Origin of the sequence: Rhodovulum sulfidophilum DSM 1374 (assembly GCF_001633165.1) — a bacterium.
GTDB classification, from domain to species: domain Bacteria; phylum Pseudomonadota; class Alphaproteobacteria; order Rhodobacterales; family Rhodobacteraceae; genus Rhodovulum; species Rhodovulum sulfidophilum.
This window is the reverse complement of record NZ_CP015418.1, coordinates 1,048,683-1,060,975: the sequence shown is the minus strand read 5'-3', so window position 1 is coordinate 1,060,975 and position 12,293 is coordinate 1,048,683. Positions and strand designations below refer to the sequence as shown.

Below are 12,293 nucleotides of genomic sequence, written 5' to 3'. Positions count from 1 at the left end.
GGGGCGGAGGCTTTCTCCGCCCCGGCGCGCGAGGTCTGGCTCAGAGCGGCAGGCGCTGACGCACCAGCGTCGTCCAGTAGGAACAGCCCCAGCCGATGGCCTCGTCGTCGAAATCGTAACGCGGGTGATGCAGCCCCTGGCTCGGCCCGTTGCCGATATTGATCAGCGCGCCCGGCACCTCGTTCAGCATGAACGAGAAATCCTCGCCGCCAAGCGTCGGCGGCATGTCGGTGGTGACCGCCTCGTCGCCCGCCACCACACGCGCAGCGGCAGCGGCCAGATCGGTCTGGGCCTCGTGGTTCACCGTCACCGGGTAATGGCGGATGTAGTCGAGCGTGCCGGTCGCACCGAAGCCCGACGCGACGCCCGCCACGGTCTCGGCCAGGCGGGCCTCGATATGGTCGCGGACCTCCTCGCGCAGCGCCCGCACCGTGCCGGTAAGCGTCACCTCGGTCGGGATCACGTTGAAGGCATTGCCGCCCTGGATGGTGCAAAGCGAGATGGTGGCGCTGTCGATCGGATCGACGCTGCGCGCGGTGATCGCCTGCACCGCCTGGATCACCGCCGCCGCGGCAGGCATCGGATCGACCGACAGATGCGGCCGCCCGGCATGGCCGCCGCGCCCGGAAACGGTGATCCGGATCTCGTCGACCGAGGCCATGATCGGGCCCGGCGCGATGGTGAACTGCCCGACCGGCAGGCCGGGACGGTTATGCATCCCGTAGACCTCGTCGCAGGGCCAGCGCGCGAACAGCCCGTCATCGATCATCGCCTTCGCACCCGCGCCGCCCTCTTCGGCGGGCTGGAAGATCACGATCACGGTGCCGTCGAAGGCCCGGCTGTCGGCCAGATGCCGCGCCGCGCCCAGCAGCATGGTCATGTGTCCGTCATGGCCGCAGGCATGCATCTTGCCCGGCACCGTCGAGGCCCAGTCGGCGCCGGTCTCCTCATGGATCGGCAGCGCGTCCATGTCAGAGCGCAGCCCGATGGTCCGCCCCGAGACGTTGCTCTGGCCCCGGATCACGCCGACGACGCCGGTCCGGCCGATGCCCTCATGCACCTCGTCCACCCCCGCCGCGCGCAGCGCCTCGGCGACCCGGGCCGAGGTCCGGGGCAGGTCGTAAAGCAGTTCGGGGTTGCGGTGCATGTCATGGCGAAACGCCACCAGTTCCGGAATGTGTTTCGCGACCCAGTTCTCGACGGCCATGCCTCAGTCCTTCTTCATTCGGTAACGGAAATCGCAATGGCTCGCACCCTTCATGATGGTCTGGGTCCGGGTCATCTCGATCTCGGGGTTGTAGCCGATGCAGAAATCGCCATCGCGGTTGCACGAGAGCAGATGCCCGATCTCGCCCAGCCCCATCTCGCGATACATCTCGGCATAACGGCAGCGGGTAACGTTGAAATCCATCTTCTCGGCCGAGGTCTCGATCGGCTCGATGGACAGCGCGTCCTCCTTCGTCCAGTTGGGCAGGATCGCCGCGAAATCCTCGAGCGTCGGCGGATGGTCCAGATCGGCGGCCAGCGCCTTTCCCTGCTCGATCGCCGAGCGCGAGCAGGTCTCGCCGATCACCGCCTCGGCCTCGGCCCGGCCGGAGCGTTCCGAGAGCACGTCGAAGACATGTTTCAGGATCATTGCCTCGATGCGGCGGCGTTCGAGGATCGGAAGGTCTTTCATGCTCTTGGCTCCTGGCTCAGAGATCGGGTTCATGCAGGTCCTTGCGGCGCAGCCAGGCCAGATAGGCCGGCGCCAGGCGGGTCAGCAGGGCGTGATAGGGGAAGGCCTGCGGCTCGGTCACCGGCAGCGCCAGCCCGCGCGGGTCCTCGCCCGCGACGGCGCGCGCCATCTCGCGGCCAAGCGCCGTGCCCAGCGCCACGCCGCGCCCGTTGCAGCCGGCCCAGGCCCAGCCGTCGGGGCCCAGGTTATGAACACGGGGGAAGCGGTCCCAGTTCATCGACAGATAGCCCGACCAGACATGGGTCATCTTCGGCATGCCGAGTTCGGGGAAGGCCTCCCCGAGATTCTGCGCGGCCTTGGCCTCGGCCCGCCCGGCATCGTTCCAGCCGGGAATGATCGCGGCGCCGGTGATCAGCCGGTTGCGCGCGTCATAGCGGAAGAAGCGCAGATCGCCCCGGGTATCCGACACCGCCTGCCGGCCCGGCAGGATCCTGCGGCGCAGATCCTCGCCCAGAGGCTCGGTCGCCATCTGCCAGGAATGGACCGGAATGAAGCTCCGCGCGATCTTCGGCGCCAGCCCGCCCGCCAGCTTGCCGGTATAGGCGTTGCTGGCCAGGATCAGGGCGCGCGCCCTGACCTTGCCCGCCGCGGTCGCCGCAACCCATTCGGCACCCTGCCGCTCGAACCATTTCACCGGGCTCTGTTCGTGGATCACCGCGCCATGGCCTTCGGCGGCGCGGGCCAGCTCGCGCGCCAGTGCCAGCGGGTTGATATGCCCGCCCGAGGGCGCATACATCCCGCCATTCCAGAATTCGCTGCCCAGCAGCTCGGCGGTTTCCCTTGCATCCTTCAGCGACACGTCGAAGCCGAAGCGGCGCCAGGCCTCGACCCGCTTTTCGCTCAGCTTTACGCGGCCCGGCGAATGGGCGGGCTGGAACCAGCCGCTCTGCTCGGCCTCGGCCTTCAGCCCCTCGCGGCGGACGATGTCGAAGAGAAGCCCGGCCGAACCGCCGATCAGCTCGGCAAAGCGCCGCCCGGTCTCGCCGAAACGCGCGACCCAGGCATCGGGCTCGGCCGCGGTCAGGGTCGGGATCACCTGGCCATTGTTGCGCCCCGAGGCGCCCCAGCCGACCGCCTGGCCTTCCAGCAACACCACCTTGCGGCCCTCGCGCGCCAGATGCAGCGCCGCCGACAGACCGGTGAAGCCGCCGCCGATGATGACCGTATCGGCCTCGATCGTGCCTTGCAGCGGCGGCGCCGGGACCCGGTCGGGGGCGGTATCGGCCCAGAGCGAGGGCGGGAAGGTCACGGGATCGGTCATGCAGGGGTCTCCTCGTCGGTCAGCGCGGCGGCGGCCTCTTCGGGCAGCCAGAACCAGCGCAGGGCCTCGTCCTCGGGATGAAGCGGGGTGCCCGCCACCGCATCGGCCCGCGCCCGTCCGGTTTCGGCCAGACGCGCGGCCTCGGCAAGGCAGGTGTCGAAATCGGGGGGCTCCGGGGTGTCCGGCGTCTCGGCCCAGAGCGCGGCAAGGCTTTCGGGCGCGGGGCTGCGCGCGCCATCAAGGGCACGCCAGACGCCGTGTTCGACATCGAGCCGGTACAGCGGCAGCAGCGCCAGCCCGTTCCGCGCGATGAAGACCAGCGCGCGGGCCAGCCGGTCGACATCCTCGTCCGAGAAGAAGTAGTTCACCCCCAGCCGCACCCAGCCGGGCCGGAACGCGGTATGGCCGCGCGCCACCGCCTCGGAGAAACGCTGGCTGCGATCGTCGTCGATCTGCAGCAGATGGTGGCCATAGGGACCGGCGCAGGAACAGCCGCCACGGGCCTGGATGCCGAACAGATCGTTCAGAACCGCCACGACGAAGCCGTGATGCAGATGCCGCGCGCCGATGCGGATGTTGAACGAGAAGATCCCCAGCCGGGGCGCGTTGCGCGGCCCCAGAAGCTCGATCCCCGGCTCGGCCGACAGCGCGGCATCGAGGCGCGCGCGCAGCTCGCCCTCGCGGGTCTCGATGGCCTCGGCGCCAAGCTCGGTCTTCAGCGCCATCACCATGCCGGCGCGGATATTGCCGACGATCGAGGGCGTGCCCGCCTCTTCGCGCGCCTCGACGCCGTCGATATAGCATTGCCCGGCCGCGCTGACGAAGCTGACGGTGCCGCCGCCCACCACGGTCGGCCGCGCCGCGGCCAGAAGCGCGCAATCGGCGATCAGCAGGCCCGAGGCGCCGGGACCGCCCGGAAACTTGTGCGGGGAAATCAGCGCCGCGTCGATCCGGTCGCCCGCGCCGGGCGCGCTTTCGGCCAGCCGGATCGCGACATAGGGGGCGGCGGCGGCGAAATCGATGACGCACCAGCCGCCCGCCTCGTGCAGAAGCCGCGCCACCGCGCCGATATCGGTGCGGATGCCGGTCACGTTCGAGGCCGCCGAGAAGGCCCCCAGGATCAGCCCGGCACCGGCATGGGCCGCGATCTCGCGCTTTAGCGTCTCAAGGCAGAGCGTCCCCGCCGCATCCAGCGGGATCCGCACCAGCTTCGCCCCGCTTTCGCGCCAGGGCAGGTCGTTCGAGTGATGTTCGTAGGGGCCGACGAAGACCACCGCATCGGGGCCGAGCCGGCCGGCCGGCACCCCCATCTGCAACGCCCGGACCAGCTTGTCGGTGGCCGCGGTGCTGCCCGCGCCGCAGAACACGACGGCATGGCCGTCATCGGCGCCCATGCCCTCGCGCACCGAGGCCCGCGCCAGTTCGCGCAGCTCGGTGGTGCGCCGCCCGGTGAAGGAGGTCTCGGTATGGGTATTGCCGTAATAGGGCAGCACATGCTGCCGGATCGCGTCCTCGACAAAGCCGAGCGCCCGGCCCGAGGCCACGTAATCGGCATAGATCAGGGCGCGCGGACCGAAGGGACCGGGAATGGCGGTGCCCTCCCCGATCAGGGCGCGGCGGATGTCATCGAATTGCAGAGACATGGGAAGGTCCTTCAGGCGGCGTCCGTTTCCAGGCTGGGCGGGGTCCACCCGCGGCCCGGGATCGAGGCCAGAAGCTGTTGCGTATAGGGGTGGCGGGGATCGGCAAAAAGCTCGGCGGTGATGCCGGTCTCGACGATCCGGCCCTTCTGCATCACGATCACCCGGTCGCAGAGCTGGGCTGCGACCCGCAGGTCATGGGTGACGAAGAGAAGCGACAGATGCAGCCGGTCGCGCAGATCGGCCAGAAGCCTCAGCACCTGCGCCTGCACCGAAACGTCGAGCGCCGAGACCGGCTCGTCGGCGACGATCACCTTCGGCTCCATTGCCAGTGCCCTCGCGATGCCGATCCGCTGGCGCTGCCCGCCCGAGAATTCATGCGGATAGCGGGTGGCGGCGGCGGGCGACAGCTCGACCAGCTCCAGCAATTCGCGGGCGCGGGCGCGGGCGGCGCGGGGCTCGGCGCCATGGACGATGGGCCCCTGGGCGATCAGGTCCTCGACGCGCTTTCGCGGGTTCAGCGAGGCCATCGGGTCCTGGAACACCATCTGGATATGGCGCCGCATCTCGCGCAGCTCGCGCGGCGAACAGGCCAGCAGGTCGGTGCCGTCGACCTCGACCGCGCCGCAATCGGATTCCAGCAGCCGGGTCACGATCCGCGACACCGTGGTCTTGCCCGAGCCGCTTTCGCCGACGACACCCAGCGTCTCGCCCCGGCGCAGCGTGAAGGACAGGTTGTCGACCGCCTTCACGGGCGCGCGCTTGCCCGAGATCAGGCTGCCGCGCGCGGCGAAGGTCTTGACCAGCCCCTCGGCCTTCAGGACCACCGGCGCGGCGTCGAAATCGCGCGGCGCGGGGGGCACCAGCGCCGGGATCGCCCCGATCAGCGCGCGGGTATAGGGGTGCCGCGGCCGGTTCAGGATCTCGGCGGCGGGGCCCTGTTCGACCATCTCGCCCTTGCTCAGCACCACCACCCGGTCGGCGATCTCGGCCACCACGCCGAAATCATGGGTGATGAAAAGGATCCCCGCGCCTTCCTTTTCCTGCAGCTCGCGGATCAGCTTGAGGATCTGCAGCTGGGTGGTGACGTCAAGCGCGGTGGTCGGCTCGTCGGCGATGATCAGCTTCGGCTCGCAGGCCAGCGCCATCGCGATCATCACCCGCTGCCGCTGCCCGCCCGAGACCTGATGCGGATAGGCGTTGAAGACCGAAGGCGGGTCGGGGATATGCACCAGATCGAGCAGTTCCAGCACCCGCGCGCGGCGCGCCTTGCGGCCCAGCCGGGTATGCAGCCGCAGCACCTCGTCGATCTGCCAGCCCACGGTCTTCTGCGGGTTGAGCGCGGTCATCGGCTCCTGGAAGATCTGGGCGATGCGGTCGCCGCGGATCTGCTTCATCTCGCGTTCGGACAAGGCCAAGAGGTCCTGGCCCTCGAAGCGGATCGTGCCTTCGGCGACGCGGACATGGGGTTCGGGCAGAAGCCGCATGATCGCGCCCGCGGTCAACGACTTGCCGGACCCGCTTTCGCCGACGAGGCAGACGATCTCGCCGGGGCGCACGCTCAGGTCCAGCCCGGCCAGCGCGAAGGGCCGGTCCGCGCCCTTGGGCAGGGCGATCTTGAGGCCGCGTATGTCGAGAACGGGATCGGTCATTGTTTCTTCTGCCTCGGATTGAGCGCATCGTTCAGCCCCTCGCCCAGAAGCGAGAAGGACAGAACCGTCAGCACGATGGCGATGCCGGGAATGACGGCGCAGTACCAGTCGGTGCGCAAGACCGCGCGCCCCTGCCCGATCATGTTGCCCCAGCTGGCATAGTTGGGATCGCCCAGCCCCAGGAAGGCCAGCGCGCTTTCCAGAAGGATCGACAGCGCCATGATGACCGAGGCGTAGACGATCACCGGCGGCAGCGCGTTGGGCAGGATCTCGCGAAAGATCAGCGCCCCGTTCGAGACGCCCAGATTGCGCGCCGCATCGACGAATTCGCGGCTGCGCAGCGACAGGAACTCGGCCCGGACCATGCGCGCGGGCGCGGTCCAGGACACGATGGCGATGGCCAGCGTGATATATTCGATGGACGAGCCCAGAATCGCCACCAGCGCCAAGAGCAGCACGAAATTGGGAATGGTCTGGAACGCCTCGGTCACCCGCATCAGCACATCGTCGACCCAGCCGCCGAAGAAGCCCGAAACGGCGCCAACGACGACGCCGATGCCGATCGACAGGAGCGTCGCCAGCACGCCGACCAGAAGCGAGATCCGGGCGCCGTGAAACAGCTCGGCCAGGATGTCGCGGCCAAGCTGGTCGGTGCCGAGCGGCACGGCCCAGTCGATGAAGGGTTTCGTCAGCGGATCGCCCGCGCGGCGCAACGGGTCGACGGGCTCGATCAGCCCGGCGGTCGCGGCCATCACGAGGACGGCCCCGAACAGCACCAGCCCCAGCAGGGCGGCGCGGTTGCGGGCAAAGCGGCGCCAGAGCGCGACGGCGGGGCGGACCTCGGGGCGCGGCAGATCTGTGGTCGCGGCGGTCATTTCAGGGCGATCCTTGAATCGAGGCGGGCATAAAGCAGGTCGGTGAGGAAGTTCACGATGACGACGATGATCGCGCAGAGGAAGATGATCCCCATCAGCATGTTCATGTCGCGCTGGATCACCGACTGATAGGCCAGCTGGCCAAGCCCCGGCAGCGCGAAGATGGTCTCGACCACCACCGAGCCCCCCAGCACGGTCGAGAATTGCAGCCCCAGAAGCGTGACCACCGGCAACAGCGCGTTGCGCATGATGTGATGGACCATCAGCCGTGTCTCGCCCGCGCCCTTGGCCCGCGCGGTCCGCACGAAATCGAGATCGGCAACCTCGAGCACGCTGGCCCGCATCAGCCGCAGATAAAAGGACAGGTAGATCAGCGACAGCGCCGCGGTCGGCATGATCAGGTGCAACACCACGTCGAGCACGTGGTCCCAGCCGGTATAGAAGGCGGCGACATCGGTCAGCCCGCCGACCGGCAGCCAGCCCAGCTTGACCGAGAACAGGAGGATCATCATCAGCGACAGGAAGAAGCTGGGCGTGGCGTAGAAGACCAGTCCCAGCGTCGAGATCGCGTTGTCGGTCAGCGAATAGGCGCGCCGCGCGGCGATGGCGCCGAGGCCGACGCCGATCGAGAAGGCAAGGCTCAGCGAGGTGCCCATCAGCATCAGGGTGGTGCCGAGCCGTTCCCACAGGATCGCCGAAACCGGCTGTTCGTAGACGAAGGACCAGCCGAAATCGAACTGGATCAGCTTGGCCATGTAGCGCCCGAGCTGGACCCAGACCGGCTGGTCGAGCCCGTATTCGGCGCGGAGCCGGGCGATATAGGCGGCATCGGCGCCGCCCATGTCGCCGACCAGCGCATCGACGGTATCGCCGGGCGCCAGTTTCAGCAGCAGGAACGTGCCCACCATGATCAGGATCACCACCGGCACGGCCTGCAGAAGCCGCCGCATCGCGTAGGTGAGGACTTGGGTCAGTTGCATTTTGCGGGTTCCGGGGGGCTTTTCGGGGGGCTTTCGGTTTCGGCCGCCGTGAGGCGCGAGGCCGGGCGCGGATGCCCGGCCTCGCGGGTCAGCGGATCAGTGCTCGATCCAGAGATCGTACCAGCTCGACGAGATCCAGCGCGGGTTGTTGTGGTGGTTGTGGAGCTTCTGCGAGGTGACCGAGATGAAGGGATGCTCGATGGCGAAGATCAGCGGCAGCTCTTCCATCGCCTTCGCCTGGATCGCGTGATAGTCGGCCGCCCGTTCCGCGGGGTCGAGCTCGGCCTGCGCCTCGTCGATCATCCGGTCCATCTCGTCGGATTTCCAGCCGAACTGGTTCGACCAGGGGGTCCCCTTGGGCGAGCCCGAGCGCAGCCAGACCATGGTCGAGACCGCCGGGTCCGACCGGAACTGGTGCCAGCCATTGGCGGTGTCGAAATCGTGGTCGCGATAGACCCCGTTCAGGAAGCCCGGCGCGTCATTGGTCAGGATCTCGACATCGATGCCGATCTCCCCCATCGCCTGGGCGAAATACTCGGCCCAGAGCTGGGTATATTCACCCCAGGGCGCGGGCCGGTGCCGCAGCTTGAATCGGATGCCGTCCTCGCCGGCCGGATAGCCCGCCTCGTCGAGCATCTGCTTCGCCAGCTCGGGATCGTAGTCATAGGTGGTCACGTCATCGGTATAGTTGGCCCCGCCCGTCGAGGGGATCGGACCGCGCCCCGGCTTGGCGTAGCCGCGCATGATGGTCTTGATCGCGTAGTCGATATCGAGCCCGTGATAGATCGCCTGCCGCACCTTCAGATCGGCAAGGATCGGGTTGCGGTGATTGAACTCGACGGTCGAGTGGGCGACGTTGTTCTCGTAGCCCTTGGTGCCGACATCGAAGCCGTCCATCTTCGAGAACCGCTCGATATCGGCCATCGACAGGCTGTTGGTCCCGGATTCGTGGATTTCCCCGGCCTCCATCGCCGCCGCGGCCGCCGACTTGTCGGGGATGAAGCGCCAGACGATGCGGTCGAGATAGGGATATTCCTCGCCACGCCAGTAATCGTCGTTGCGCTCGGCGATGACATATTGGCCGCGCTTGTATTCGACGAACTTGAACGGCCCCGTCCCCACCGGCGCGGTGTTGTGGGGGTTTCGCATGATGTCGGTGCCCTCATAGAGGTGCTTCGGCACCGGGTGGCCGAGATCGGGCATCGCCGCGACGAAGAGGCCCAGCGGCATCGGCTGGGAATAGTTGAAGACGGCGGTATGGGCATCGGTGCAGTCGACCGACTCGAGATATTGCTGCAGCGTCGAGGAATAGTTGAGCAGCGGCTTCCACAGCTCCATCGCCGAGAAGGCGACGTCGTCGCAGGTGAAGGGCTCGCCATCATGCCAGTTGACGCCCTCGCGCAGATTGACGGTGATGTGCAGCCCGTCATCGGTCGAGGACCAGTCCGTCGCCAGCACCCCCACGGGGCCGTCATAGGACTTGTCGATCAGCGGCTCCATGATCTTGCCGGTGATGTTGTAGACCCCGGTCGAGGCCCGGAGCGCGGGGTTCAGCACGCGCTGTTCCGACACCATGTGAACGATGGCGGTGCCGCCGCGCTGAGGTTCCTCGGCCGCTGCCGGACCCGCCATAGTCGCAAGCGCGGCCCCGGCCAGAAGCCAGCCCCATCCCGGTCTGCCGGCCGATCTGCAGGTCGTGATCATGTCGAAATCCCTGTTTTTGTGGTCTTGCCGTCCGGGCATCCGTCCCGGACGTGTCCGCCCGAACAAAAAGCGGCAACCCGCCACCGAGGTCAATGCACTTTTTGCGCGGGCACTATCATTTTCGGAAGAAAATCCTACCTTTTTGGCTATACTGCGCGAAAACATTCCCCCATATTCGCAGAAAGGGTGAACAAATATGCAGAACTGTGTCTGGATAACGGGCGCCGGTTCCGGTATCGGCGCGGCCATGGCGCGGACCTTTGCCGGTGCGGGATACCGCGTCGCGCTGACCGCGCGCTCGGAGGACCGCCTGACCGCGCTGGCCGACGAACTCGGCGGGGCTGTACGGGTCTTTGCAGGCGATGTCACCGACCGGGCGCGCATTTTGGCAATTGCCGAAGAGATCGTCCAGTGGGCGGGACGGATCGATGTGCTGTGCAACAATGCTGGGCTGAACGTGCCGCTCCGGCGCTGGGACGAGCTTGACTGGGACAGCTGGGACCGGGTGATCGCCACCAATCTGACCGGCGCGCTGAATGTCATCGCCGCGGCCCTGGGGCCGATGCGGCGGCAGCAATCGGGCGTGATGATCCATACCTCGTCCTGGGCCGGGCGGTTTCACGCGCCAGTGGCGGGGGTGCCCTATGGCGCCTCGAAACATGCGCTGACCGATCTCAGCGCCAGCCTCAACGCGCAGGAGGGCGAAAACGGCATCCGGTCGACCGCGCTCTGCCCCGGCGAGGTGGCGACGCCGCTGCTGAACGGACGGCCCGGCTTCGACCCGGCCCGCGCGGCCGAGATGATCCAGCCCGAGGACATGGCGGCACTGGCGCTTCATGTCGCGGGCATGAACCCGAATGTCGCGATACATGAAATAACCCTTGCGCCCGTGCAGCGCGCCGCCCGCTGAATGACCCGCCGAACCGAAGGAGCTTCCATGACCCATCCCGTCAAAGGCGTCGATCACGTCTTCCTCATGGTCGAGGATCTCGACCGCGCCGCCGAGGCCTACCGACGGCTCGGCTTCACGCTGTCGCCGAAAGGACTGCACAGCGCGGCCAAGGGCACGGCGAATTACACCCTCATGTTCCCCGGCGACTACATGGAGCTTCTGGGCATCGTGACGCCGACCGAGGGCAACGCCCCCCGGCGCGCGGCACTGGCGCGCGAGGGCGAGGGGCTGCGGGCCGTGGCCTGCCGGATCGACGATGCCGAGGCCGCGAAGACGGCGCTGGAAGCGCTTGGCATCGCGACCGGGGAGGTCGGCCATTTCGAGCGTCCGGTGCCGCTTCCGGACGGCGGGACCGGGCGCGCAGCCTTCTCGACCATGCCCTTCGCAGACAGCGAGCTGCCCTTCGGCATCGTCTTCATGTGCCAGCACCGGACCCGCGACACGGTCTGGCTGCCCGAGCTTCTGACCCATCCGAACCGCGCCTGCGGTCTGGCCGAGATCGTCGCGCAAAGCGCCGATCCCGAGGCCGCCGCGCAGCGTCTGGCCCGGCTTTACGCCAGTGGGCGGGTCGCGCCCGCCGCAGGCGGCTACCGGGTCGAGACCGGCCCGGCCTCGGCCCCCATCCTCTGCCTGACCGGGGCCGCGCTGGCCGATTACTTCCCCGGGCTCGACCTGTCCGCCGCCCCCGCCGAGGGCTTTGCCGGGCTTGCGCTTCATTCCGAAGACATGGCGGCCACCGCGGCCTGTCTTGCCGCATCCGGGGTCTCGCCGGTCGAGACCGCGCGCGGGATCGCGCTGGCGCCCTCCGATTGCGCCGGGGCGGTGCTGGAGTTCCGGCAGAGATGAGCACCGGCCGCAAGACCCGCGGCGCGGATCGGAAATCGGCCGAGATGCCCGATTTCGACGAGATCGACCGCAAGATCCTCGAGATCCTGCAGCGCGATTCCGATCTGGCGGTGAACGCGCTGGCCGATATCGTGGGGCTCAGCCCCACGCCCTGCTGGCGGCGGATCAAGCGGCTGGAAGAGGCGGGCGTGATCAAGGGGCGGGTGGCGATCGTGGATCACGCCCGCGCCAATGTCGGCATGACCGTCTTCATCGGGATCACCGCGCCCCGGCACGAAACGGCCTGGCTGAACCAGTTCCGGGCGCTGATCGACGACCTGCCCGAGATCGTCGAGGCCTACCGGCTGACCGGGGCGACGGATTACATCCTGAAGGTGGTGGTTCCCGACATCTCGACCTATGACCGGGTCTACAAGGCGATGATCGAGCGGCTCGATTTCTCGCAGATCAATTCCTCGATCTCGATGGAAGAGCTGAAATTCACCACCGCGGTGCCAAGCACCTATCTCTGAGGTCCGGCCCACGCATAAGCTGCGGTCCGGTTGAAATCGCGGGCGCCGCGCGGCAACCCCGAAGCCTGGATCCGGGCCTCGCGCGACGGGAGCCCATCATATCGCCGGGACCTGCGCCCGCGATCGGCAGGGC

The 12,293-nt window shown here is 68.0% G+C and carries 11 protein-coding genes; 3 read left to right on the top strand and 8 right to left on the bottom strand.

Features of this window, described 5'->3' with window-relative positions; all coding sequences use genetic code 11:
* Nucleotides 1–40: 40 nt before the first annotated feature.
* The 8 genes from A6W98_RS05165 to A6W98_RS05130 form a co-directional block, all read right to left on the bottom strand.
* Nucleotides 41–1,207: a M20 aminoacylase family protein gene (locus A6W98_RS05165; RefSeq protein ID WP_042458711.1), complete on the bottom strand. Its 1,167-nt coding sequence runs from the start codon at nucleotides 1,205–1,207 to the stop codon at nucleotides 41–43.
* A gap of 3 nt (nucleotides 1,208–1,210) precedes the next feature.
* Complete coding sequence (locus A6W98_RS05160; RefSeq protein WP_042458708.1) at nucleotides 1,211–1,678, bottom strand: L-2-amino-thiazoline-4-carboxylic acid hydrolase; 468 nt, start codon at nucleotides 1,676–1,678, stop codon at nucleotides 1,211–1,213.
* Nucleotides 1,679–1,694: 16 nt separating this feature from the next.
* Nucleotides 1,695–2,999, bottom strand: coding sequence for an NAD(P)/FAD-dependent oxidoreductase (locus tag A6W98_RS05155; protein ID WP_042458706.1), 1,305 nt, complete (start codon nucleotides 2,997–2,999; stop codon nucleotides 1,695–1,697).
* Nucleotides 2,996–4,642 carry an aminotransferase class V-fold PLP-dependent enzyme gene (locus A6W98_RS05150; RefSeq protein WP_042458703.1) on the bottom strand — a complete coding sequence of 549 codons (1,647 nt, stop codon included), beginning with the start codon at nucleotides 4,640–4,642 and terminating at the stop codon, nucleotides 2,996–2,998. Before A6W98_RS05150 ends, A6W98_RS05155 begins: the two co-directional genes overlap by 4 nt.
* An 11-nt stretch (nucleotides 4,643–4,653) precedes the next feature.
* Nucleotides 4,654–6,291, bottom strand: a complete 1,638-nt coding sequence (locus A6W98_RS05145; RefSeq protein WP_042458700.1) for an ABC transporter ATP-binding protein — start codon at nucleotides 6,289–6,291, stop codon at nucleotides 4,654–4,656.
* Nucleotides 6,288–7,166 (bottom strand): ABC transporter permease, encoded by an 879-nt coding sequence (locus tag A6W98_RS05140; RefSeq protein ID WP_042458697.1) that lies wholly within the window; start codon nucleotides 7,164–7,166, stop codon nucleotides 6,288–6,290. The genes A6W98_RS05145 and A6W98_RS05140 overlap by 4 nt, the downstream gene beginning before the upstream one ends.
* Entirely contained in the window at nucleotides 7,163–8,146 is a 984-nt protein-coding gene (locus tag A6W98_RS05135; protein ID WP_042458694.1) for an ABC transporter permease, read from the bottom strand. The genes A6W98_RS05140 and A6W98_RS05135 overlap by 4 nt, the downstream gene beginning before the upstream one ends.
* Nucleotides 8,147–8,242: 96 nt before the next feature.
* The gene (locus tag A6W98_RS05130) at nucleotides 8,243–9,850 is read right to left on the bottom strand and encodes an ABC transporter substrate-binding protein (RefSeq protein ID WP_042464582.1); all 1,608 of its coding nucleotides are present in this window, start codon (nucleotides 9,848–9,850) and stop codon (nucleotides 8,243–8,245) included.
* Between the two features lie 196 nt (nucleotides 9,851–10,046).
* Between A6W98_RS05130 and A6W98_RS05125 the strand changes: the two genes are divergently transcribed.
* The 3 genes from A6W98_RS05125 to A6W98_RS05115 are packed head-to-tail and all read left to right on the top strand — an operon-like array spanning nucleotide 10,047 to nucleotide 12,160.
* A complete protein-coding gene (locus A6W98_RS05125; RefSeq protein ID WP_042458692.1) occupies nucleotides 10,047–10,760 on the top strand; it encodes an SDR family oxidoreductase in 714 nt (237 codons plus the stop codon).
* Between the two features lie 27 nt (nucleotides 10,761–10,787).
* Nucleotides 10,788–11,648: a VOC family protein gene (locus tag A6W98_RS05120; protein WP_042458688.1), complete on the top strand. Its 861-nt coding sequence runs from the start codon at nucleotides 10,788–10,790 to the stop codon at nucleotides 11,646–11,648.
* Nucleotides 11,645–12,160 carry an Lrp/AsnC family transcriptional regulator gene (locus tag A6W98_RS05115; protein WP_231098369.1) on the top strand — a complete coding sequence of 172 codons (516 nt, stop codon included), beginning with the start codon at nucleotides 11,645–11,647 and terminating at the stop codon, nucleotides 12,158–12,160. The genes A6W98_RS05120 and A6W98_RS05115 overlap by 4 nt, the downstream gene beginning before the upstream one ends.
* The last annotated feature ends 133 nt before the right edge of the window (nucleotides 12,161–12,293 follow it).

Coding starts and splice junctions, on each gene's coding strand:
- A6W98_RS05165 (WP_042458711.1), bottom strand. CDS start 1,207: ATGGCCGTCGAGAACTGGGTCGCGAAACACATTCCGGAACTGGTGGCG.
- A6W98_RS05160 (WP_042458708.1), bottom strand. CDS start 1,678: ATGAAAGACCTTCCGATCCTCGAACGCCGCCGCATCGAGGCAATGATC.
- A6W98_RS05155 (WP_042458706.1), bottom strand. CDS start 2,999: ATGACCGATCCCGTGACCTTCCCGCCCTCGCTCTGGGCCGATACCGCC.
- A6W98_RS05150 (WP_042458703.1), bottom strand. CDS start 4,642: ATGTCTCTGCAATTCGATGACATCCGCCGCGCCCTGATCGGGGAGGGC.
- A6W98_RS05145 (WP_042458700.1), bottom strand. CDS start 6,291: ATGACCGATCCCGTTCTCGACATACGCGGCCTCAAGATCGCCCTGCCC.
- A6W98_RS05140 (WP_042458697.1), bottom strand. CDS start 7,166: ATGACCGCCGCGACCACAGATCTGCCGCGCCCCGAGGTCCGCCCCGCC.
- A6W98_RS05135 (WP_042458694.1), bottom strand. CDS start 8,146: ATGCAACTGACCCAAGTCCTCACCTACGCGATGCGGCGGCTTCTGCAG.
- A6W98_RS05130 (WP_042464582.1), bottom strand. CDS start 9,850: ATGATCACGACCTGCAGATCGGCCGGCAGACCGGGATGGGGCTGGCTT.
- A6W98_RS05125 (WP_042458692.1), top strand. CDS start 10,047: ATGCAGAACTGTGTCTGGATAACGGGCGCCGGTTCCGGTATCGGCGCG.
- A6W98_RS05120 (WP_042458688.1), top strand. CDS start 10,788: ATGACCCATCCCGTCAAAGGCGTCGATCACGTCTTCCTCATGGTCGAG.
- A6W98_RS05115 (WP_231098369.1), top strand. CDS start 11,645: ATGAGCACCGGCCGCAAGACCCGCGGCGCGGATCGGAAATCGGCCGAG.